Origin of the sequence: Ruegeria sp. EL01, assembly GCF_900313035.1 — a bacterium.
Classification (GTDB): Bacteria; Pseudomonadota; Alphaproteobacteria; order Rhodobacterales; family Rhodobacteraceae; genus Ruegeria.
On the sequence record NZ_OMPS01000003.1, the window covers coordinates 1 to 22850 of the forward strand.

The following is a 22850-nucleotide window of genomic DNA, read 5'->3' on the forward strand; positions in this document are numbered from 1 at the left end:
GAGCTGGGCTTCGTGCCCCTCAGCAAAACCGGCGCTGAGCTGCTGTTCGAACTGATCTCCCAAAGGTACGAACGCGGCTCCATCATGATCACCTCAAACCTGCCCTTCGATGAGTGGACGGAAACGTTCGGATCAGAGCGCCTCACCGGTGCCTTGCTCGACCGGCTGACCCACCATGTCAGCATCCTGGAGATGAACGGAGAAAGCTATCGTCTGGCACAGAGCAGGGCTCGGCAGAACTCCTAATACGCGGAAAAGATTGGTCCTGACGGACCAAGACGCCTTGGCAACCGCCAGCTATTTGGGAGCGCGTTTGCCAAGGCGTCGGCCACCCAAGCAATGGACGACTTTTGCTCCGCCCCGTGGCAGAATTTTACTCCGCCGTTGACACCTCTGTCTGTACTTCACGCTGTTCAAGAGCCGCTGAAGCGAGCAGACAATAGTAAATTGTAGATGAGAAAATTGAAAGAATTGAGCGCGTTGATTCAACGTCGAAGCCACGCGTTCTATTGTCGACGCACAAGAAGCCAAGCACTGACTCTACGCCCTTTGTATTAGGATCCCCAATTAGCTGAACGGCAGATGAGTTGAAGAATCTATGATAATCTCTTCGGGGGTTTTCATAACCAGCATTTTCCCTCAAATTATTTTCAATAATGCACCAGTGACTATCTGCGTTCTTTAACAAATTGTGCATCATTGTGTTTCTGTACATCGGAAAAGGTTCTAAGTCTGAGTAGAGCCCATCTCTCTCTGCATAGCTAATCTGGTCTCGAAAAAAGGTTTGAACGAATGGGGTTTCATCTTCAGCATTCCCGCCTGGCACCAAAAGCTTGATTGACACGCAGCATTTATCGCGAGAAAGCAATGTCAGAACTGCCGCCAGCTCGTTCGCTATGAATTCGAGAAACTTGGTCGATTCCTCACGATAATTGACATCCGAGAAGTCGCCACTCAGGCCATCTATCAAAGCCGTGCTGAGACCGGTGCGTCGCTTGAAAACCCGCTCGAGCCCACCCAGCACAAAGTTCATTCTTCCTTGACTGTCTTGTCGCTCGTGACCCCGAACGCTGTCGCGGGCCCGAGCCGTCTCGCGTTGGAGACGAACAAGGTAGATCAGCGCTACGAACATTAGCAGCGCCAGAATGGACACGATTAGGAAAGTCACCTCGATCATCTGCTCATGCCTCTTGCGCGGGCGTTTTCTTGAGTGTGACAAAGTGAGCAGCGTCTCGCAAGCACATATTGCGACGAAACGCTCGAAATCCTCAATATATAGACGTTCGAAATTTGGCGCATCCTTCTCAACCTGCGTACAGTGACTTCCACCCTCTGACTTAATATGTAGAGAGCAGAGACCGACAGGATGCATGTAACAACCGAAACTGCGAACTTGTTACCGCGAACTGAGGCCTTGCCCATGGGTCAAACACTAAGATTGTCAATCTTTGCAATGATTTCACTACTTGCGCAAGTGCTTCCAGGCATCGTGGTTATTCGAGCAAAGAAGGCGGCTGCCAGTGTTTCGATGGCTAGAACACTTCAGCGGGACTGTAAGAATTGTGTGCCACGTGGATCAAATAGCGTTGAGTAATTTATTTTGGTGAGTGTCCTCCCTGGTGCAAAGGTAACTACTCAGTGATGTGGTGCCCAAATATTACTTTTTGCTCTAACGGACCTAGCTAGACGATTTTGCCCAGTGGGCAGAAACAGAAACGAGACAAAAAATATATGCGGTGAACATTAGCTGTTTGTTTTAGTTGGTTGGAGTGGCGTGATTCGAGCTCACGGCCCCTGCCTCCTGTAGACAGGAAGCGCCGACTAAGTGGCCTTGGCCCCATCACAAATTTTGCCCCAAGCCTGCATCAATTCTAGACGCTGATCCCAATAGGTAGCTCGGTTATAGGTGCGCCGAATGGCGTTCTTGTCTTGGTGAGCCAGAGCCGCTTCAATCACATCCGGATCATATCCTCGGTTATTGAGGATTGTGCTTGCGGTTGATCTGAATCCATGTGCCGTCACTTCATCTTTGGAATAACCCATCCGTCGCAAGGCGGAATTGAAAGCGTTCTCGGAAAGCTGTTTCCGGTTAGAGTTGAGCGACGGGAAGATAAGATACACACCCTTTACGTCAATCCAGTCGCGCTGCACTATAGCCAAGGCTTGGTCAGACAGTGGGACAATGTGGTCGCGCCTCATCTTCATACGTTCAGCCGGGATCGTCCATTTTCGCTCTTCTAGATCAAATTCTTGTTGCCTGGCACCTCGTACTTCACCTGGGCGTGTCATCGTTAGAATCTGAAACAAGATTGCATCTTTGATCACTCCTGCACCCGAATAATCGTCGAGATCGCGAAGGAACTGCCCAAACTGCATTTCATCTGTGATGGCGGCTCTGTTGGTAACCTTCACGGGCAACAAGGAGCCTTTGATGACTTGAGTAGGGTCATTGTCGGCGCGGAGAGTCACGACTGCATGCCGGAAAATCGCTGAGATGGTGCCACGTAGCTTTTTGGCCGTCTCGCGCCGTCCGCTGTGTTCTATGCGTTTCAAAACATGGAGCACCTCGGCCGCTGTGATTTCTCGGATTGGCCGGTGGTGAAGCTCCGCTGCCAATGTGTAGACGTGCCAGACCTTCTTTCTCATCGTTGCATCGGCGAGTTCGCGATCATACGCCATTTGCAAGTATTCCTCGGCGACCAATAAAAAGGTGTTCCGGGCCTGCGTCTCGGCTTCGATCCGTTCGAGTCGCTTTTGTACTGACGGGTCACCGCCAGCACTCAGAGTTTTCTTGGCGGCATCGCGCAGCTTTCGCGCCTCGGCCAAGGAAACCTCCGGATATTGTCCATGTGATAGCAGGCGCTCTTTCCCCAAACGAGGCTTTGTTGCACAAATCGGGGTCTGAACGCACTTCCCCTTTCCGCGGACAGACTCATCCTACGGGCTCTGTGATGGGTATGCCAAGAGCGGTGTAGCGGTTGAGCACCGCGATCCGGATCTGTAGCTCAGCGACCTGCCGGTCGAAGTCTCGGGCCATGAGGCCTTGGCCCAGGAGTTTGAGGCAGTGCATCTTCGTCTCTGCGCGACTTCGGCGGTGATAGCCGGTCAACTTTCGCCAGAGTGCCCGTCCAAGATATTTGGACGCCCTGACAGCTTCGTTTCGGGCGATAGCTCCTGCCGTGGTTGGCTTCCAAAGTTGGGCATTCTTGCGTGGCGGGATGATGGCGGCGGCTCCGCGAGCGGCAATCACATTGTGGCAGCTGCGCGTGTCGTAGGCCCCATCAGCGGTGACCGTGGCAATCTCTTGGTCGGGCGGGATTTGGTCCAGCAGGTCGGGCAACATAGGAGCATCGCCGACATTGCTTGTCGTGACGCCAACTGCGCGGATCTCCAGTGTTTCCTCGTCCATACCGAGATGCAGCTTGCGCCAAAGGCGCTTCTTTGGTCCGCCATGCTTACGGGCGTTCCACTCTCCTTCACCCTCCGCTTTGATCCCGGTCGCGTCGATCAGCAGGTGCAAAGGACCCGTCCCTCCGCGATAGGGGATAGCGACGCTCATCGTCTTCTGGCGGCGGCAAAGAGTGCTGAAGTCTGGCACTTTCCAGTCAAGGCCTGCCAGCCGCAACAAACTTTCGACGAACCCGGTCGTCTGGCGAAGGGGCATGCCGAATAGCACCTTCATCGTGAGGCAAACCTGGATTGCCGCGTCGCTAAACTCGCGCTGACGACCGCGCTTGCCGGTCGACGAAGCGTACCATTCCATCTCAGGATCAAGCCAGATCGATAGCGAACCGCGCTGCTTCAACGCTGTGTTGTACGAAGGCCAGTTCCTGGTCTTGTACTTCGTAGGGGACCAACTGCTCATGCACCGTTGCTACCCCACTGGATTCAAACAGGGAATCCCTCGCCCCATTTGTGCAACAAAGCCCTAGTAATGCCTGCGAGGTTACTTCAATACACCTGGCCTCTGTCTTGGCTGAAGAATTTTCGAATTCTGTAGTTCAAATCGCTTGCGGGTCTAATGAAAAGGAGGAAGTGCATTTCTGGGTTGAGGTGGATGATATAGTGTTGGACCTCACAGCGTATCAGTTTAAGCGTTTCGAGGCCCCGATTGTGTGCAATTTGCCCAGCCCCTTGGAGCTAGATTTCCGAAATGTTACCCGTTGCACCCCAGCCGAAGCCCTCTCCAATGCAAACTTTGAGCTAAATGATCTACTGTGCGCGGTGATGAATGGTCACCGCAAAAAGGAGCGGGAACATGCTTGACGCGCCTCGCTATATCGCTGAGAATCGCAGTGTCTTCACTAGGCAGAATGCCTGTTTGCGGTAGTCGGGGCACCTATTCCAGTAGGTGACCTGTTCTTTTAGGCACTTCAAAGTAAGGAGCGACGACGTCTGCAATGCGGACATTGCTATCGTCTGAGCTGGCTCAATCTCCCACCGAAACCTTCGGATGAGGTTTTGTTCAAGTCCTGTTTATTGATTATGTCTTTGCCACTCGATCTGAACGCCGGTTGATGCGCGAGATCAAGGTGAACGTGACCTATCGATGGTTCCTTGGGCCACGTCCAGACACCTAAAACCAACTGCCAAATCATCCGCCCAAAGCAAAACTCCGCCAACATATGACGGGGTTTGTCAGGGATCTGAAGCCGCTCCTATCTCCGGAGCGGTTTCACTGTTTTCCGTAGTGCTGGCACTCTTAGATCACAAGATCATCCGGGTTGGCCCCACCCAGGACCGCTTCCTTGAACCAGGCAGGCTGCCGCCCCCGCCCGGACCAGGTCAGAGATGGGTTTTCCGGATGGCGGTATTTGGCGGCAGCAGGTGCTTTGCGGGGCTTGGCAGCGCCGCCCATTAGCTCTTCCAGGGTAAATCCCTTTTCCAGCGCGACGGCCCGCGCAGCGTCAAGGGCAGCCTTGCGATCACGCGTTTCTGCCGCCTTCAGTGCCTTGGAAATATCCGTTTGCAAATCGCGCAATTGAGCCACAGACATCTTGTCCAGATCTTTGCTTTTCATAGTTTACTCCGAGTTCGGTGTGGTGCAGGAAAACCTGTTTGTCCAACGCTACCTAAAGAAACTCCCGGAATACGCAAATGGTTTTAAATGAGTGCACAGAATTGAGGCACAAGAACCCGTTTCAGATCATGTTTCGGAATTGCGTAACACCATAATTTCAGTTGACAGAACTCGCCCCGAGATTGCAGCCTTTGATCATTATTTTGAAAAGGAATTGTTATGAGATCTTATCAGGCCGCCAGGACCTATTTCAGTTTGCTCGAATTTATCTGTTGGGGTGTCATTGCCATCGGAGCCCTGATTGCAATTATCAGGGTTTCCGCCGTCGGACAGATGAGCCGTAATTTCGGTGGCCCACCCATGGCCGGTATAACCGCCCTGATCCCCGGTTTCATGATCATGTTTGGAGGGCTTTTCTGCCTCGTGATGGTCCAGATTGGACGTGCAGGCGTGGACACAGCGGAGTACACCCAGCAAAACCTGAAAGTCGCACGTGATCACCTTGAGATTTCCAAACAGGCCCTCAGCCAGGGACGCACCGTCGATCAGGGGTTTGCCGGACTTACAAAAGCACAAGGCAGTGAAGCCACTCACGAAAGCGCAGTTGGTTTTGGCTCAACTCAGTCTTCGCATACCTCTGAGAGGTCTCCGCAGAAGCCCCCAGCTGCAAAAGATCAAGCGGTGCCCCAGCCTTCCGATGAGGCGTTCGAATACAAAGGCAAACGCATCGCCCTGGAGAACGGACAGTTCATATTTGGACGCAGCAGCTTCCGAACAATAGAAGCAGCCCAACGATATATTGATCAACTGGGTGTAAATCCAAATGCGGATGCCAACAAAACCGGTCACTCATGATGTCATGTGAATCCCGGAGACAAAATGGCCACTGAATCGGTTGGATGATCTGACCGTCGCGGAGCAAAATTCCGCAGTCTGACACCTGAGGCGAACGAGCTGAGGGTGAGGAGATGTATTCAGTGGAACTTTATAACCGGGTGCGGCGTGCGTGCCATGTTGACGGGATGAGTAATAGCGCTGCTGCGCGGCTATTTGGCATTGATCGCAAGACCGTTGCGAAGATTCTGAAGCACTCGGTTCCGCCGGGTTACCGGCGTGAAGGGCCGCCAGTTCGCCCCAAGCTTGATCCGTTCATCGCAATCATCGACCAGATCCTCGCGGACGATATGAGCCGGATCAAGAAGCAGCGTCACACGGCGAAGCGTATCCATGAGCGCCTGCGGGATGAACATGGTTTCACGGGCGGGATCACCATTGTCACGGATTATGTGCGGGAGAAGAAGCGTCGGACCCGAGAGGTGTTTGTGCCGCTGTCACATGCGCCGGGCCATGCCCAGGTGGACTTTGGCGAGACACTTGGCGTGATCGGCGGCGTTGAATGCAAACTGCATTATTTTGCGATGGCCCTGCCGCACTCAGACGCATTCTTCATCAAAGCGTATCCGGCTGAGACGACCGAGGCTTTTTGCGACGGGCACAATTCCGCGTTTGCATTCTTTGGCGGCGTGCCCCTGTCGATCCTCTATGACAACACCACAATCGCCGTTGCGAAAATTTGCGGCGGCGGAAAGCGGGAACGGACCAGAACCTTTGCCGAGTTGCAGTCGCATTACCTGTTTGATGACAAGTTTGGCCGACCAGGAAAGGGGAATGACAAAGGAACCGTTGAAGGTGTGATCGGCTACGGGCGCCGTAACTTTCTTGTTCCCGCGCCCCGGCTCGACAGCTTCGATGCCCTGAACCTCTTGCTCGAAGAGCAATGCCTGAAGCGTCAGGACGACACCCTGCGTGGCCATGCCGAGCCCATCGGCGACCGCCTGATGCGCGACCTGGATGCACTGATGGTGATGCCGCCCACGCCCTACGATGCCTGCGAGAAGGTCAGCACGCGCGCGACGTCGATCTCCATGGTCCGCTATCGCAACAACGATTACTCGGTGCCCGTCGCTTATGCCCATCACGAGGTTCAGGTTCGGGGCTATGTCCACGAGGTCGTGATCGGCTGTGGTGCCGAAGTGATCGCGCGGCACCGGCGGTCCTACGAGAAGGCCGATATGGTGTTTGATCCGATGCACTTTTTGCCGCTGTTGGAGCAAAAGGCCGGGGCCCTGGATCAAGCTGCGCCGCTCAAAGACTGGGACTTGCCAGACGAGTTTGCCACCCTGCACCGGCTGCTGGAAGCGCGGATGGGCAAGAAAGGCAAAAGGGAATACGTCCAAATCCTGCGTCTGCTGGAGACCTTCGAAATCGGCCACGTCCATGGCTCCGTCAAACAGGCCCTCAGCCTCGGCGCCATTGGTTATGATGCAGTCAAACATCTGGTCCTTTGCCGGATCGAGAAGCGTCCGCCGCGGTTGAACCTCGACATCTACCCCTACTTGCCCAAGGCGCTGGTCGAAACGACAAACCCGGCCAGCTACAGGGTGCTGATGTCAGGAACGGCGACATGAGCGGCACCCCACAAGTGCTGCTGCAGCATCATCTCAAAAAACTCCGCCTGCCGACGTTCCACAGCGAATACTGCAAGCTGGCCCGGCAGTGTGCGACCGAGAACAAGGATCACATCCAGTATCTGTTGCGGCTCTGTGAACTGGAGCTGATCGAGCGTGAACGCCGGATGATCGAACGTCGGATCAAGGCCGCGAAGTTCCCGGCGACCAAAAGCCTGGACAGTTTCGACTACAAGGTTATCCCGTCGCTGAACAAAGTTCTGACCATGCAGTTGGCCCGCTGCGAGTTCGTCGGCCACCGCCAGAATGTCATCGCACTGGGACCAAGTGGAACCGGCAAAACCCATGTTGCATTGGGGCTTGGGCTGGCCGCCTGCCAGAAAGGCCTCAAGGTCCGCTTCATGACCGCCGCCGCTCTGGTTCATGACCTGATTGAGGCTGTCGACGAGCGGCGTCTGCAACGCCTGCAAAAGCAGCTGGTCAGCCAGGACCTGCTAATCATTGACGAGCTTGGCTTCGTGCCCCTCAGCAAAACAGGCGCCGAGTTGCTCTTCGAGGTCATCTCCCAGCGCTACGAGCGCGGCTCCATAATCATCACCTCCAACCTGCCATTCGACGAATGGACCGAGGTCTTCGGATCAGAACGCCTCACAGGTGCCATTCTGGACCGTCTGACCCACCACGTGCATATCCTGGAAATGAACGGCGAAAGCTTCCGGCTGCGACAGAGCCGCAAAGCCCGAAGCTGAAACACCAACCCGCAAAGGCTGAAGGGCTGGCCTGCGGCCAGCGCGCCCTGGCACGCGTCAGCTATATGACAAGCACACGCACCAAGGCGCAGCTAACTCCCAAACAAACTGACCAATTTTACACCGGGAAACTGACCCTTTTTGCGCCGGGATTGACACTGCTTCAAGCCACCTGTGAGAATGTTGCCGCCCATGGGCCATTGGGAGCGCTTACGGGACCCGCATCGCGAGGCGACACCTTTGTCGTCTCGCAACAAGGGAAAGATGTAGCCGCTTGGCACCCCGCTGCAGGAATTATCTACAAAGAGCTGAGCTTACTCGCTCAGAAATTGAAGGCCGACGGTAAGACACAGGATTGGTTGGGTCCCGAAGCGTAGCTTGACCTAAAATTCAACTGAGGCTGTGCGAATTCTTGGAACCTTTGATCTCGCGGCTGCGGCGAACGGCTGGTTCGGCGGGCGACACTACGGCATCTTAATGTAGGCTCATGAGTCCGGTAAGGGCCGACATTTGCGGCCCTATTAATAATCTTACTGTATGCGTTCAGCTTTACCGCTCAATCGTCTGATGTATTGATCCCTCGCGCGTTGACAGCTCAAAATCAAAGTCCTCGCTATAGTTGGCACTCATGAACATCACAAACCGATCGTGGAAATGCCGTGTATGATCGTGCGCCAAAGCGTCTGCTTTTGCTACGTCTTTCTCGCGAATGGCTTCGATCATTTCGTAGTGATCTGGGCTTAGAAGGTGTTCAGTCGCAGATTCCGCAAGATAGTCAAAATGCATATGCAAAATACGCCGGCCCTCGGCGAGAAGCTGACCATAAGCGCGCTCGAGGTAGGGATTTCGGCCTGCAACTGCAATCATCATATGAAAGTCATAGTTGGTTGCCGACATCTCAAGATAATTGTTTTCACTGCACGCACGGTCAAAGGCTTCGGCCATTACAGCCATCTCCTGGACTTCATGTTCTTTTCGGTTTCTCGCTGCCAAACGGGTATTGATCCGCTGCAGAAAGTCCAAAGCTTCGACATATCGAGGAAATCCAGCAAAATCGATTGGTGCCACAAGCGTTGAGCGGTTGGACAGCATCACCACAAGACCTTCTGCAGACAGTCGGACCAGCGCTTCGCGTACAGGCGAACGTGACATTGCGAATCGCTCTGACAGGCTGGTCTCGTCTAGCGGTGATCCCGGTTTGAGTTCGAGAGTCAGAATCTCTCGCTTGAGTTCGCCATAAACAAACTTCGATCCACGACCTTTTGCGTGCCGTTGAGGAAGTCGCTGTGAATCAATCATTTTCTTGGGTCCCTAACGCGCCGCTCAACGCTCTTAGCTTGGCTGTACCTAAGTTTTTATTGACATGTCGCCAGAGTGTCGACAAAAAACTTGCAGACAAAATGTCGACACAGGGAGGAAATAATGAAATTTGCCAAAGCAATCACATCATCTACGGTGGCACTGGTCGCGGCTTCTCAGGTGGCCAATGCGCAAGTCGCCGATGACAGCCGCCTGAACACAGTCCTCGAACGCGGCTCACTTTTGTGCAGCGGTCACAATGGCTCGTTCCTGGGATTTGCCGAAGTGGACGATCAAGGCAATTGGCAAGGTGTGGACATCGATCTGTGCAAGGCTCTTGCTGCGGGTCTTTTCGGCAGCGCCGAAGGAAACCTGGAAATCGTTCCCATCAGCTGGGCCCAGCGTTGGCCGTCTTTGCAATCCGGTGACATCGATGTTGTTATCAAAGTGTCCGGCTGGACTCAAAGCCGGGACACCGAGCTGAATCTGGCCTATAGCCGCCCATACTTCATCGGGGCATTCCAAACCATGACGAGTGTGGATCTTGGGGCCAAGTCGATGGCAGATCTTGCAGGCGGCACAATCTGTGTTGGAGCAGGCACCTCGACCGAGCGCGCCACCGCAACCTATCTTGATACCCACCAGATCGACGCCGAAATGCTGACCTTTGAAAACGGTGATGAGCTTCGCAACTCATATTACGAAGGCCGTTGTGACGGTCTTGTGGAATGGGCGCCAAGTCTGGCGGCGGGGCGTATTGATGCACCGGACGGTGCCGACGCGCATGTTATCCTGCCTGACGTTATCGCTCTGGAAGCGGAAGGCATAATTGTTCCGGAAGGTGACCCGGACTGGCTGGATGTACAGAACTGGATGCTGTCGTCTCTTTGGTTTGCCGAAATGGAAGGGATTACCTCGGAGAACGTGGACGACGTGCGCGCCAACCCGCCATCGGCAACGGTCGGAACCTTTCTGGGCGTAAACCCGGGTTATGGCGCGCGTCTCGGTCTGCCGGACGATTGGGCGTACAACATGATCAAAGAAGTCGGTAATTTTGCTGAAATCTATGATCGCAACATCGGATCAGGCTCTCCCTACAATCTGCCGCGTGGGATCAACAATCTCTATAACGCTGGCGGCGTCTTCTATCCGATGATCATCGACTAAACCGTCGATGCGTGCCGGGTGTGTTCTTTCGAGTGCACCCGGTTCAGGTCAGATCGCTGCTCTGGGGAGGGGCCGATGCAATCTTTGATAAAGAGCAGAAGAGTCAGGGACGCGGGGCTGCAAGCCGCTTTCGTCGGCGGATTTGTGGCTATGCTGGTGGCCATGGTTCTGGTGGGGCGCGCCAATTTGGAAGCGCAGGGTTTGACATCGGGTTTCAGCTTCCTTGAGCGTGCCACAGGTTGGCGCATCAGCTTTTCCTTGATTGATTACAGCACCAATTCTACTTATGCGCGGGCAATCCTTGTCGGTATTCTAAATTCCCTGTTTCTTGGTGCCATTGCGCTGCCAATTGCGACCGTCATCGGCGTAGCGGTGGGTGTCATGCGCACTTCGGGCAACGGTATGGCCGAACTGGTCGGCACCACATTTGTCGAGCTGTTTCGAAACGCGCCGCTGATCTTGCAGCTTCTGTTCTGGTATACGCTGCTGTTGGGTTTCCCCAGCCCTCGAGATGCGGAACCCATTCTGGGCGGAATCGCCCTGACAGGGCGCGGGATTTATATTCCTGGCCTGAATGTGACCGGGGCATCTGTGTTTGTCGCTGTCTTGATCATAGTTGTGGCGTTTGCACTCGCCTTGTGGATGGGAGTCAAACGCTGGCCTGATCTGCATTTGCGGCAAGCCAGCAAAGAACGAAAACTGCTTTGGTCGCTGGCATTGCTGATATCCATCATCGTTTTGTGGATTGGCCGCATTCCAGAGACACCGTTGGTGAGCATTCCGGAACCGGCCGGGCTGAATTATCGGGGCGGCATCCGAATTTCACCGGAATTGATGGCCTGCTTGATCGCCATCGCGATCTACGGTGCAGCTTATATCGCCGAGATTGTGCGGGCGGGTTTCATCGCCATTCCAAAGGGCCAATCCGAGGCCGGTCGCGCCCTTGGGCTGTCTCCCTGGTACATCTTCAGCCGCATTCGACTGCCGCTGGCCATTCGCATCGTGATGCCGACCCTGATCAATCAGTATGTGTGGCTATTCAAAGCCACAACTATTGGCATCGCCATCAGCTTCACCGACTTCTTCATGGTGGTCAGCACGGCGATCAACCAGTCAGGTCAAACGCTGGAATTGATTGCGATCCTGATGGGTGGCTTCCTGATCATCAACTATTCAATGGCCTGGGTGCTGAATCGCGTGAATGACGCGATCAAGCTCAAGGGCACGCAGCTGAGGATCTGAGCCATGACTGATCTGCCAATTCAGCACACATCCGCGTTCTCCAATATCAAAAGGCATTACTTCGCGACCCCACTGAACAGTGCGATCACTGTTCTGCTTGCAGCATTCACAGCCTGGATCTTGTGGGGCTTTTTCAACTGGGCGTTTCTCGAAGCGATCTGGGGATACGGCAAGAATGAAGAATGCCGAGCACACGAACACGGGGCCTGCTGGTCCTTTGTAGCAACGCGCTGGCGTATCGTTCTGTTTGGCCTCTATCCCTTTGAAGAACAGTGGCGATCTGCGCTGGCATGCATCGTCATGCTGATCGTTGCCATCCTGTCCTGTGTTCCTGTGTTTTGGAATGCAAAGCGTTTGCCTGTCCTCTGGATGGTCGGGTTCGCCACATTTTACATCCTGATGCGCGGCGGCGTCTTTGGTTTGACACCAGTTGTCGAGCGCGACTGGGGTGGGTTGTCCCTGACGGTTTTCATCTTTGCCTCTGTCTGCTTGCTGGGCATGCCTCTCTCGATCATCTTTGCGTTGCTCCGCAGATCAGAGCTACCATGGATTGCCAGAACTATGGCGCTGGTGATCGACGTGATCCGGTCTTTGCCGTTGCTCGCAATCATGTTCACATTTGCCATCGTCCTGCCTTTTGTGCTGCCGGGTTGGGCAATAGGCGACAAGCTGTATCGTGTGATCGTCGGCTATGCGATCTTCTTTGCTTGCTATCAGGCCGAGATCATCCGCGGCGGCATTCAAGCCATACCCTCTGGTCAAGAAGAAGCCGCCAAGGCGCTTGGCATGGGGTATTGGCACCGGATTGGGTACATTGTTTTGCCGCAAGCGTTCCGCAACGCGTTGCCGCCCACGATCAACCAGTTCGTCATTACGTTCAAAGAAACCTCGCTGGTCACCATCATCGGTTTCTTTGACATTCTCGCCTCGGGCCGCGCTGCAGCCGGTACAGCCGATTGGAGTTTCGCGACAATCGAAATGTACGTGTTTGTTGGCCTCCTCTTCTTTGTCTTTGTTTTTTCGCTGTCCCGCTACGGTGCCTACCTGGAACGCCGCATGAGCCTAAACAGCCGATAAGGAGAAATGCACATGTCAGAACAAGCCATTTCGGTCCGATCCATGAACAAGTTTTACGGCGAGTTCCACGCGCTGAAGAACATTGATCTTGACGTGGGTCGTGGTGAGAAAGTCGTGATCTGCGGTCCATCAGGTTCAGGTAAGTCGACGCTGATCCGCTGTATCAATCGGCTGGAGGAGCACCAAGCAGGGACCATAGAAGTTAACGGCATTCCGCTAGACGACAATGTCGACAACATCGACGAAATCCGCCGCGAGGCGGGGATGGTATTTCAGAACTTCAACCTGTTCCCGCACATGACAATTCTTGAGAACTGCACACTGGCGCCCACGCTTGTACGCAAGCAATCCCGGAAAGAGGCCGAGGAAGCCGCCATGTCTTACCTTGAAAGGGTAAAAATCCCTGAACAGGCGCACAAATACCCCGGTGAACTCTCCGGGGGGCAGCAGCAGCGTGTGGCTATCGCTCGTGCTTTATGTATGGCGCCCGAAATCATGTTGTTCGACGAGCCGACCTCGGCTTTGGACCCCGAAATGATATCCGAGGTGCTGGATGTGATGGTTGGCTTGGCCGAGGAAGGCATGACCATGGTCTGCGTGACACATGAGATGGGTTTCGCGCGTCAGGTCGCAGATCGAGTGATCTTCATGGCAGAGGGCGAAATCATTGAAGAAGCGCCGCCTGGCGAGTTTTTCGACAACCCAAAAAGCGAACGCACTAAGACATTCCTGGGCCAGGTCCTGGGCCATTGATCAGAGAACAAGAGCCAAAAATGCCAATGGATTCCCACGACATATCAACCCACGATGCAGAAGCAGACGCTCGAAATGACGCGTTGCTGATTTACGTGAATGGTGAGCTAGTGCCCAAGGCTGAGGCCAAGGTATCGGTCTATGATAGTGGTTTCATGTTGGGCGATGGCATGTGGGAAGGCCTTCGCTTGTACGATGGGGAATGGGCGTTTTTTGACGAACATATGGACCGCCTGTTCAATTCGCTCAAGTCGGTCTCGATCAATATCGGAATGGGGCCTGACGAAGTGAGAGGCCTCCTTGACCGGACCGCTGCTGCTAATGGTGTAGTTTCGGATGCCCATTGCCGTCTTATGATCACGCGCGGTCGAAAAGCGAAACCGTTTCAACATCCGGGCCTCAGCAAGTTCGGTCCCACGATTGTTGCGATCATTGAACATTCCAAGCCTGCGGTTGATTTACAATCGCGCGGCATTCGACTGGCGACTGTTCCGCAGGTTCGCGGCCTGCCAACCAGTCAAGATCCGAAGTTCAATAGTCATTCCAAACTGAATTGCGTAGTCGCTTGCTTGCAAGCAGAACAAGCTGGGGCGGATGAGGGTTTGATGCTGGACCCGCATGGTTTTGTGAACACGACTAACGCTTGCAACTTCTTCATTGTCCGGCGTGGTGAGGTTTGGACCTCTACCGGAGACTACTGCATGAACGGCGTTACGCGGGCCAAAGTCATTGAGCTTTGCCGCCTGAATGACATTCCGGTCTTCGAGAAGAATTTTTCGCTCTACGAAGCCTACGGCGCGGATGAAGCGTTTCTGACTGGTACATTCGGAGCCCAAACGCCTGTCGCCTCGATCGACGGTAAATCCATTGGCGAACAGGGGGGCGCCGGCCCGATAACCCGCAGCATCCGATCGCTCTACAAAGATCTTGTCGCCCAGAACGTGGCAAACCAGCAATTCCAGCGTGGGAAAAAGTCATGAAACCCAACATCATTCTGTTCATGGTCGACCAGCTGACCTCATTCGTGTTGAACGCCTATGGGGGAACGGTTTGCAAAACTCCAAACATCGATGCGCTTGCCGCCCGGGGTACGGTTTTCGAGAACGCCTATTGCCCCTATCCACTTTGCGCGCCGTCACGTTTCGGCATGATGGCCGGGCGTCTGCCCTCGCGCATCGGGGCCTATGACAACGGAGCTGAGTTCACAGCTTCGACGCCGACCTTCGCCCACTATCTGCGTGCGAACGGTTACTACACCTGCATTTCCGGAAAAATGCATTTTGTGGGGCCAGACCAATACCACGGGTTCGAGGAGCGACTGACCACCGAGATCTACCCAGCAGACATGTCCTGGACGCCGGATGCCGATTTCCGGGACTACAACAAGGACGAAGAACGGGCTTACACGTTTGGAGTCTCAACCATCGATACTGTACGGGATGCAGGGCCCGTCGCCCGTTCGATGCAGATTGATTACGATGAAGACGTCATTCACCACGCTGTGCGCGAGCTTTATACGCGCGCGCGCTGTGATGATGACCGTCCCTTCATGATGACGGTCTCACTGACACACCCGCACGATCCCTATGTGATTACCCGTGAGTATTGGGACATGCACGATGAAGCAGAGATTGAGGCTCCGCGCGTGCCGCACATTCCGGTCGATCAACGCGACGCGCACAGCCAATCGCTGTATTACCACTATGGTCAGGACAAGTGCGAACTTAGTGATGCCGACTACCGAAATGCGCGGCGCGGCTATTACGGCATGATCTCATATGTTGACGATTTGTTCGGGCGTCTGATGCAGGCGCTGGAGGACAGCGGATATTCAGAGAACACGGTTGTCATGTTCGCCTCGGATCATGGAGACATGATCGGAGAGCGGGGAATGTGGTTCAAAAAGACCCTGTTTAACCCCGCCATTCAGGTGCCGCTGATCATTGCCCATCCAGAGCACGACGCGTGTCGCGTGTCTGCCCCGGCGTCATTGCTTGATATCTTCCCAACACTTCTCGACATTGGCGGGTTGAGCGCAGAAACAATCAAGACACCAATTGACGGACGTAGCCTGTTGCCAGCGGTGCGAGGCGCACCTCAGAAGGGTCCAATATTCTCAGAGCATATTGACGGCGGAACGTCTGCGCCACGGGTGTGCGTTCGTGACGGCGACAAGAAGCTGGTAATTTCCCGTGCCTATCCGCCGCAATTCTTCGACCTCGCCAAGGACCCGTTGGAACAGAATAGCATAGCAGGACAGGGCGATCCCGATGAGGCCCGCCTGACCCAATTGGCCGAAGAGATCTGGCCGCTGGATACATTGCTGGACGATGTCATCGCCAGCCAGGTGGCGCGTAAACTGATCGACAAAGCGCTTTCCACGGGACGCGAGGAAATCTGGGATTTCACGCCCCGACCTCTCACCCAAAACACAAACTATGTCCGCCGGGGTGACGCGTTTCCGACCGTCGAACGGCGCGGATACCTCCATTACAACAAATCGCAGGACTCTGAATTATGAGCTACAACGTGAAACTGTCGGGCATCATGCCGGCATTAGTGACGCCATTCGATGCCAATGACAAAATCGACTTTGACGCCTTCGAAAAACTGCTGACGCATTTTCGTGAAGCAGGTGTGACAGGTTGGGTCCCAAATGGCTCGACCGGCGAGTATTTTTCGCAAAGCACCGAAGAACGCCGTTCCGTTCTGCAATTTGTCAAAGATTTTGCCAACGACGACGAAATCCTGATCGCAGGAACAAACGCATTGGCTACGCGTGAGGTAATTGAGCAAACAGCGATGGCCAGGGAAATAGGCTATGACACTGTTTTGCTTGCGCCGCCGGTCTACACCCGTCCAACACAGGATGAACTAATCAGGCACTACGAAACCGTGCTGGCAGAGGTGGACGTGAATCTGGTGCTCTACAGCTATCCGGCGAAAGATGGTGCAGATATCAGCTTTGAGCTTATGGATCATTTTGCGGACAATCCGCGTGTTATCGGCATCAAGGAGAGTTCGGGCGTGTTACAACGGGCCATCGAAATTTCCAGCCGTTATGAAGGAAAGATCCAGCTGATTTCCGGTTCGGATGACATCGCGCTCGACTTCATGTTCTGGGGCGCAGACAGCTGGATTTGTGGGCCTTCAAACTGTATGGCGCAGGCCTGCTGTGATCTGGATCGCGCCTATAGGGCAGGCGAATTGGACAGAGCGCGTGAGATGATGATGAAGCTTTATCGGGCCATGAACATTTTAGAATCCGGCAAGTTCGTTCAGAAGATCAAGTATGGTTGCGAATTGCTGGGCCTACCGATGGGAGAATGCCGCGCGCCGATGGGGCCACTGACGGCTGAAGAAAAAGCGGCCATGCAAGAGGCGATGGAGCCAATCCTGAACTGGTAGTTTTTTCTCTGGTGCGGTGAGCATCTCGCTTTCTGCACTTTGACGTCCATCGAACTTGAGACTCCCGATGCCTCAGACCGTCCAACTGTTTGACACAGCCATTGTCGGTGCCGGTATTATTGGCGCCGCGCTCGGCCATGAACTACAAAACCGCGGGCACAAGGTTGCCCTTATTGATCAGGACGCACCCGGCAGCGGCGCATCTTTCGGCAACATGGCCTCAATTGCTGTGACCGAATTCATGCCGGTATCGCGCCCGTCCGTTTGGCTGCAAACACCTCGCTGGCTGTTGGATCCAGAAGGACCAATTCGCGTCGCCCCCGGCTATGTTCCTCAGCTTGTTCCGTGGTTTCTTCGCTTCTTCAAGGCAGGCATGCCTTCGAAACTACGGCTGTTGGAAGCGGAAGGCGCCGCTCTGTGCAAACGCGCCCTACCGGATATGCAGGCCTTGATGGCCGGGATCGGATTGTCCGACGATGTCAGTGAAACAGGTTGCTTGTCCCTATACGCCAATGAGGACGAGTTCGAGGCGGATCGTGAGCGGTTGGATATGCTCGACCGGCATGGTTTTGACTACGAAGTGATCGGCGGCAATCGTCTGCGTGAACTGGAGCCGGAAATCGCACCGGTCATTAATAAAGCCGTTCTGTTACCGGATAACCGAACTGTTCGAAACCCAGTTGATATCGTGACCCGGCTGACAGAAATTATCGCTGCCCGGGACGGACAGATTGTTCGTGGGGAAGTCACCGGATTTGAGGTCATCGGCGACAAAAAAACTGTGTATCTAAACGACGGTTCGCACATAATTGCGAAACAACTCCTCATCTGTGCCGGGGCCTTTTCCGCCTGCTTGGTCAAAATGTTGGGCGAACATATACCTCTTGAAACCGAGCGCGGTTACCACACACAAATCATGGAGCCGGGGATTAAGATCAACCACTCAATCATCTGGCCAGCCAAAGCGTTCATGGTCAGCCCTACCGCCAGCGGAATTCGGGTGGGCGGGACCGTTGAAATGGCGGGGTTGGACGCAGCACCTGATTATCGTCGCGCCAGAGTAACCGTCAAGCGCGCGCTCGAGGCATTGCCCGACCTGAAACTGGAAGAAACCTCCGAATGGATGGGGCACCGCCCGGCTTTACCGGACACGATCCCGGTAATGTCTGCATCGGGCAAGATGCCCGGAGTGTATTACTCCACAGGCCATGGCCATCTTGGTCTGACTTACGCGGCAACCAACGCCCAACTGATGGCTGATCTTATCTGTGGTGAAAAGCCGCCCATAGACATGACCCCTTACAGTATCGGCCGTTTTTGATGACAGGCTTGCCGATCCACAGACCCACTACAGAAAATTAATGCCCGAGGTGCTTTCATGAAAAACCAACTCTTCATAAACGGTCAATGGACCGATGCAGTCTCGGGCGAGGCTTTCGGCGTTGTTGATCCGTCAAATCGAGAAGTGTTTCATCAGGTTGCCCGCGGCGGGCAGCAGGACATCGACGCCGCTGTCAGGGCCGCGCGTGATGCCTTTGACACCGGACCCTGGCCCAGGATGAGCGGGGTGGAACGCGCCGAGGTTCTCCGCCGGATGGGCGACAAAATCACGCGGCGCGTGGACGAACTGGCTCGTTTGGAAGTCCGTGACAACGGAAAGCCACTTCCAGAAGCTGTTTGGGATATCGAGGACACGGCAGGGTGCTTCCATTTTTATGCGGATTTAGCGGAGCGTTTAGACAATAGCGCGGAACAAGAGATCGCCTTGGGAATGCCTGAGTTTGCATCCAAAGCCGTGAAAGAACCCATTGGCGTTGCAGGGGCGATTATTCCTTGGAACTTCCCGATGTTGATGGGTGCATGGAAAGTGGCACCAGCGCTTGCCGCAGGATGTACCATGGTTCTGAAGCCATCCGAACTGACTCCCCTAACGGCGCTGGAATATGGGTCGATTGCGGAGGCTGCCGGTTTGCCTGCAGGTGTCCTGAATATCGTTACCGGTTTTGGACCCGAAGCCGGACAACCCCTGACTGAACATCCTGATGTGGACAAACTGGCCTTCACCGGCTCGATCCCGACTGGCAGCCGTATCATGGCAACAGCTGCCAAGGACATCAAAACGATATCCCTAGAACTCGGTGGAAAATCCCCAATGGTGGTCTTTGCAGACACACCCATCGAAGAGGCCGTTGAATGGATCATGTTCGGCATCTTCTGGAACCAGGGCGAGGTTTGTTCGGCCACGTCGCGCGTCCTGATCGAGGAGGAAATCTATGAACCGCTGATGGCGCGTTTGAAGGAAGAAGCAAAAAAGATCAAAATTGGTCACGGACTGGAGGATGGCGTGTTGCTGGGCCCTTTGGTCAGCCCGTCACAACACGAAAAGGTCCTTGCCGCCATCGAACGTGGCAAGGCCGAAGGTGCGAGGGTTGTAACGGGTGGTGGCGTCCCGAATGGGCTCGAGCACGGTTGCTACGTCCAGCCCACTATTTTGGCTGATGCGCCGCTGGACAGCTGGGTCTGGAACGAGGAAATTTTTGGCCCCGTCGTTTGCATTCGCCCGTTCAAAACCGAGGAAGAAGGCATTGCGCTTGCCAACGCATCGCGATTTGGTCTTGGTGCTGCGGTCATGTCTACCGATACCGAGCGGGCCAACCGGGTTGCGCGCGCCTTTAGGGCCGGGATCGTCTGGGTGAATTGCTCGCAACCGACATTCACCGAGGCGCCTTGGGGCGGATACAAGCAATCTGGTATCGGTCGTGAGTTGGGCGAGTGGGGGCTGAACAATTATCTCGAGACCAAACAGATCACGACCTATGATGGCTCCAAACCATGGGGCTGGTACCTGAAAGGTTAACGTATGGCACATCTCAGTGGGCAAACTGTCTTGCTAACGGGGGCGACAGGATCAATTGGATCGGCGATCGCTCGTGAACTGGCGGGTGAAGGGGCACGTGTCGTGCTGCAGTACGGGACCAACAGGAAAAAAGCCGAGGAATTGACTGCAGAAATCGGCAATGGAGCGATGTGTTTCCAGGCTGATCTGGCTGCTATGGCAGGGCCAACAAATCTCTGGTCGGAGGTGCAATCTGCCGCAGGCCGCATTCATGGGTTGATAAACAACGCGGGCATTCTTTCGCCCTCATCCGTCGAAGATCCGCTGGATGCGTGGCAAGAAACATGGAGCACGGACGTTCAGGTGAACCTGTTGGCCGCAGCGGACCTTTGCCGGGCTACCATCCGCCATTTTCGCCTACATGACGGTGGTAAGATAATAAACATAGCGTCGCGTGCGGGTCAGGGTGGCTATCGACCAGAAGCAATGTCTTATGGAGCGACCAAAGCTGCTCTGATCAATCTGACACAGAGTATCGCAGGCGGTTTCGGGCGGGACAATGTCACTGCAACTGCCCTGGCACCTGGTTGGGTTCGGACCGAAATGTCCGATGCATATATAGCCGAACATGGCGAAACGGCTGCCTTGCAAGGTATCCCGGTCGGACAAATGGCAGAACCCTCCGAAATTGCCGAGCTTGTTTCGTTTGTTTTGCGCTCTTCCCAAGCATCCCTATCCGGAGCCGTCCTGGACGTTAATGGCGCCAGCCAAATGAGGTAACACATGAATCGTTTCGAAAACAAAACCGTTGTTGTGACGGGAGGGGCGGGCGACATTGGGGCCGCAATCTGTCGGCGATTTGCGGCAGAGGGGGCGAAGGTCTGGGTCGTTGACACCAACGTCGAAGCTGCCGAGGAGTTATCCGCCGCAATTCGCGCTGAAGGTGGCAATGCAGATTTTCGAAACGTGAACCTGACAGATGCCAAGGCTATTGGAAGCTTCGTAACCAGCCTGACCGAAGACGGAGGCCAAATTGATGTTCTGTGCAACAATGCCGGCCTCATGCGGCGCGGACCCTTGCTGGAACTAAGCCCGGAAGACTGGAGCCTTTCCTTCAAGGTCAATGTCGATGCATTGTTCCATATGTGCCGCGTCGTTATTCCGGTCATGCAAGCGCAGGGCGGTGGCGTGATCATCAACACGGCATCGCAATGGGGGCTCCACCCGGCGCCAGGACATATTGCCTATAACACCTCAAAGGCAGCAGTTGTTGCGTTTACTGAAAATCTTGGGCGTGATTATGCTCCTGACAACATCCGGGTAAATGGGATCGCGCCGGGAGAAGTGCGTACCCCAATGCTGGAAAGCAACCTTGCCCGAAGTGGACGAAGCATAGACGACCTCAATGCCCTGGTCCCATACGGCCGAATTGGTGAACCCGAGGAGATTGCTGCGCTTGTCGCTTTTCTGGCTTCAGACGAGGCCGGTTATCTCTGTGGAACCGTCGTCGAGATCACTGGCGCCCAAGCGGTCGCCTAGCGGGAGGTTCTGATGCGTTGGACAAGAACGTTGCAACTGGTCGATGTGCATTGCGCCGGTGAGATCGGCCGCGTCGTAACCGGTGGAGTGCTGGACATCCCTGGCGAAACGATGGCGGACAAGCTCGAACATATCAACAAAGTGGACGACAGCCTGCGACGCCTGTTGTGTTCTGAACCGCGTTCCGGTCCGGCGGGTTCCGTTGTTCTTCTGGTTCCATCCACCACTCCAGAGGCCGATACGGGTTTCATCGTGCTGCAACCCGATCAGGCACATGCGATGTCAGGGTCCAATGCCATGTGTGCCGTGACGGCCATCCTAGAAACAGGGATGAAGGAGATGGTCGAGCCCGAGACCGAAGTCGCTTTGGACACCGCAGCCGGATTGGTGCGTGCTGTGGCCCAGTGCGAAAACGGAAAGGTTACCAAGGTAGTACTGGATATGCCGCCCTCTTTCGTTTTGGTCAAGGACGCCGTCATCGACACGCCGAATTGGGGTCAGATAACATTTGATATCTGCTTTGGCGGCGTTTTCTATGCGTTGGTCGATGTCGAACAGTTGGGTCTTGCAATATCCCCTGAAAACGCGCGTTCATTGGCTATGGATGGTGTCGCTTTGCGGGAAATGATCGCATCTCAATGCCTGATCAAGCACCCTACAACTTCGGCGCTTGATGGGCTGGCATATGTCATGTTTCGCAGTTTCGACGAAGACGGGGCTGTTCGAACCTGCACGACACTGCGGCCTGGTCGTGTTGATCGGTCGCCCTGTGGCACAGGTTCGAATGCCAACATGGCGGTTTGGCATGCCAGCGGAAATGCGAAGCCTGGTGATTTGCTCGTTTCCAGATCGATTATTGGCAGTGAATTCACAACTGTGTTTGTCTCCGAAACCAGAATTGGAGATCACGTAGCCACAAAAAACAAAATTTCTGGGCAGTGTTGGATTTACGGCATAAGCCAAATTGGCTTAGACCCCACAGACCCATTCCCTTTGGGGTTTTCACTGTCCGATACGTGGGGAGGATAATCGCTGTAGATCAAGGTAAACAAGCTTAGTCTAGCTGCGGCCTAGTAAGGTAGGGGCTTCTATCAGGCGGTCTTGCAAAGTTGATTTATGTCGGCGATCCGTTCACTGCGTCGACAAATATGCCGCGATAGCGACCAATGTCCGCTTCGGGGAAGCTGCATTGCGGCGGCGCTAACGGCGGTGAATGTCTCCTTTGGGCCGTCCGTGACGCCGCGATCCGGGCCGATTGGAAAGGATGCTGCGACTGATATAGCGGCAGCGCC

At 54.7% G+C, this 22850-nt stretch carries 23 protein-coding genes; 18 read left to right on the forward strand and 5 right to left on the reverse strand.

All coding sequences use genetic code 11. The features are described from left to right. The coding region (locus D9K61_RS01570) for an ATP-binding protein (protein ID WP_162946695.1) at nucleotides 1-246 on the forward strand (246 nt) is incomplete at its 5' end. A gap of 127 nt (nucleotides 247-373) precedes the next feature. Here D9K61_RS01570 and D9K61_RS01575 read toward each other — a convergent pair. The 3 genes from D9K61_RS01575 to D9K61_RS01585 form a co-directional block, all read right to left on the reverse strand. Next, the gene (locus D9K61_RS01575; RefSeq protein WP_162946696.1) at nucleotides 374-1177 is read right to left on the reverse strand and encodes a hypothetical protein; all 804 of its coding nucleotides are present in this window, start codon (nucleotides 1175-1177) and stop codon (nucleotides 374-376) included. A 644-nt stretch (nucleotides 1178-1821) separates the two neighbouring features. Then, nucleotides 1822-2874 (reverse strand): tyrosine-type recombinase/integrase, encoded by a 1053-nt coding sequence (locus D9K61_RS01580; protein WP_120631520.1) that lies wholly within the window; start codon nucleotides 2872-2874, stop codon nucleotides 1822-1824. Between the two features lie 58 nt (nucleotides 2875-2932). Beyond that, nucleotides 2933-3865 carry an IS5 family transposase gene (locus D9K61_RS01585; protein WP_120631521.1) on the reverse strand — a complete coding sequence of 311 codons (933 nt, stop codon included), beginning with the start codon at nucleotides 3863-3865 and terminating at the stop codon, nucleotides 2933-2935. 607 nt (nucleotides 3866-4472) lie between these two features. On the opposite strand from D9K61_RS01585, the gene D9K61_RS01595 reads away from it, so the two are divergent. After that, complete coding sequence (locus D9K61_RS01595) at nucleotides 4473-4580, forward strand: transposase (RefSeq protein WP_216825740.1); 108 nt, start codon at nucleotides 4473-4475, stop codon at nucleotides 4578-4580. Nucleotides 4581-4702: 122 nt separating this feature from the next. Here D9K61_RS01595 and D9K61_RS01600 read toward each other — a convergent pair whose 3' ends face one another. Then, complete coding sequence (locus D9K61_RS01600; protein ID WP_120631523.1) at nucleotides 4703-5020, reverse strand: H-NS family nucleoid-associated regulatory protein; 318 nt, start codon at nucleotides 5018-5020, stop codon at nucleotides 4703-4705. Nucleotides 5021-5239: 219 nt separating this feature from the next. On the opposite strand from D9K61_RS01600, the gene D9K61_RS01605 reads away from it, so the two are divergent. The 4 genes from D9K61_RS01605 to D9K61_RS01620 all read left to right on the forward strand — a co-directional run bounded on the left by D9K61_RS01605 (nucleotide 5240) and on the right by D9K61_RS01620 (nucleotide 8614). Next, entirely contained in the window at nucleotides 5240-5875 is a 636-nt protein-coding gene (locus D9K61_RS01605; RefSeq protein ID WP_120631524.1) for a hypothetical protein, read from the forward strand. Between the two features lie 113 nt (nucleotides 5876-5988). Next, nucleotides 5989-7488 (forward strand): IS21 family transposase, encoded by a 1500-nt coding sequence (gene istA / locus D9K61_RS01610; RefSeq protein ID WP_120631525.1) that lies wholly within the window; start codon nucleotides 5989-5991, stop codon nucleotides 7486-7488. Continuing rightward, nucleotides 7485-8237 (forward strand): IS21-like element helper ATPase IstB, encoded by a 753-nt coding sequence (istB, locus tag D9K61_RS01615; protein ID WP_120631526.1) that lies wholly within the window; start codon nucleotides 7485-7487, stop codon nucleotides 8235-8237. The genes istA and istB overlap by 4 nt, the downstream gene beginning before the upstream one ends. A 152-nt stretch (nucleotides 8238-8389) precedes the next feature. After that, on the forward strand, nucleotides 8390-8614 hold the full coding sequence (locus D9K61_RS01620; RefSeq protein ID WP_216825732.1) for a DUF2520 domain-containing protein: 225 nt from the start codon (nucleotides 8390-8392) through the stop codon (nucleotides 8612-8614). A gap of 172 nt (nucleotides 8615-8786) precedes the next feature. On the opposite strand, the gene D9K61_RS01625 is transcribed toward D9K61_RS01620, so the two are convergent. Beyond that, nucleotides 8787-9536 (reverse strand): GntR family transcriptional regulator, encoded by a 750-nt coding sequence (locus tag D9K61_RS01625; protein WP_120631528.1) that lies wholly within the window; start codon nucleotides 9534-9536, stop codon nucleotides 8787-8789. 123 nt (nucleotides 9537-9659) lie between these two features. Here D9K61_RS01625 and D9K61_RS01630 point away from each other — a divergent pair, with 123 nt between their 5' ends. The 12 genes from D9K61_RS01630 to D9K61_RS01685 all read left to right on the forward strand — a co-directional run bounded on the left by D9K61_RS01630 (nucleotide 9660) and on the right by D9K61_RS01685 (nucleotide 22587). Further along, nucleotides 9660-10703 (forward strand): transporter substrate-binding domain-containing protein, encoded by a 1044-nt coding sequence (locus D9K61_RS01630; RefSeq protein WP_120631529.1) that lies wholly within the window; start codon nucleotides 9660-9662, stop codon nucleotides 10701-10703. Between the two features lie 75 nt (nucleotides 10704-10778). Further along, nucleotides 10779-11945, forward strand: a complete 1167-nt coding sequence (locus D9K61_RS01635; protein WP_120631530.1) for an amino acid ABC transporter permease — start codon at nucleotides 10779-10781, stop codon at nucleotides 11943-11945. Between the two features lie 3 nt (nucleotides 11946-11948). After that, the gene (locus D9K61_RS01640) at nucleotides 11949-13022 is read left to right on the forward strand and encodes an amino acid ABC transporter permease (RefSeq protein ID WP_120631531.1); all 1074 of its coding nucleotides are present in this window, start codon (nucleotides 11949-11951) and stop codon (nucleotides 13020-13022) included. Nucleotides 13023-13034: 12 nt separating this feature from the next. Further along, nucleotides 13035-13775 (forward strand): amino acid ABC transporter ATP-binding protein, encoded by a 741-nt coding sequence (locus D9K61_RS01645; protein ID WP_371688443.1) that lies wholly within the window; start codon nucleotides 13035-13037, stop codon nucleotides 13773-13775. Nucleotides 13776-13801: 26 nt separating this feature from the next. Beyond that, nucleotides 13802-14755, forward strand: a complete 954-nt coding sequence (locus D9K61_RS01650; RefSeq protein ID WP_120631533.1) for an aminotransferase class IV — start codon at nucleotides 13802-13804, stop codon at nucleotides 14753-14755. Beyond that, on the forward strand, nucleotides 14752-16296 hold the full coding sequence (gene betC / locus D9K61_RS01655) for a choline-sulfatase (RefSeq protein ID WP_120631534.1): 1545 nt from the start codon (nucleotides 14752-14754) through the stop codon (nucleotides 16294-16296). Before D9K61_RS01650 ends, betC begins: the two co-directional genes overlap by 4 nt. After that, a complete protein-coding gene (dapA, locus tag D9K61_RS01660; RefSeq protein ID WP_216825733.1) occupies nucleotides 16293-17183 on the forward strand; it encodes a 4-hydroxy-tetrahydrodipicolinate synthase in 891 nt (296 codons plus the stop codon). The genes betC and dapA overlap by 4 nt, the downstream gene beginning before the upstream one ends. A gap of 67 nt (nucleotides 17184-17250) precedes the next feature. Beyond that, nucleotides 17251-18504 (forward strand): FAD-binding oxidoreductase, encoded by a 1254-nt coding sequence (locus D9K61_RS01665; protein ID WP_120631535.1) that lies wholly within the window; start codon nucleotides 17251-17253, stop codon nucleotides 18502-18504. A 57-nt stretch (nucleotides 18505-18561) separates the two neighbouring features. Further along, complete coding sequence (locus tag D9K61_RS01670; protein WP_120631536.1) at nucleotides 18562-20040, forward strand: aldehyde dehydrogenase family protein; 1479 nt, start codon at nucleotides 18562-18564, stop codon at nucleotides 20038-20040. 3 nt (nucleotides 20041-20043) lie between these two features. Beyond that, nucleotides 20044-20799, forward strand: coding sequence for an SDR family NAD(P)-dependent oxidoreductase (locus D9K61_RS01675; protein WP_120631537.1), 756 nt, complete (start codon nucleotides 20044-20046; stop codon nucleotides 20797-20799). 3 nt (nucleotides 20800-20802) lie between these two features. After that, nucleotides 20803-21558 (forward strand): SDR family NAD(P)-dependent oxidoreductase, encoded by a 756-nt coding sequence (locus D9K61_RS01680; protein ID WP_120631538.1) that lies wholly within the window; start codon nucleotides 20803-20805, stop codon nucleotides 21556-21558. Nucleotides 21559-21570: 12 nt separating this feature from the next. Further along, the gene (locus tag D9K61_RS01685) at nucleotides 21571-22587 is read left to right on the forward strand and encodes a proline racemase family protein (protein ID WP_120631539.1); all 1017 of its coding nucleotides are present in this window, start codon (nucleotides 21571-21573) and stop codon (nucleotides 22585-22587) included. Nucleotides 22588-22850 lie beyond the last annotated feature (263 nt).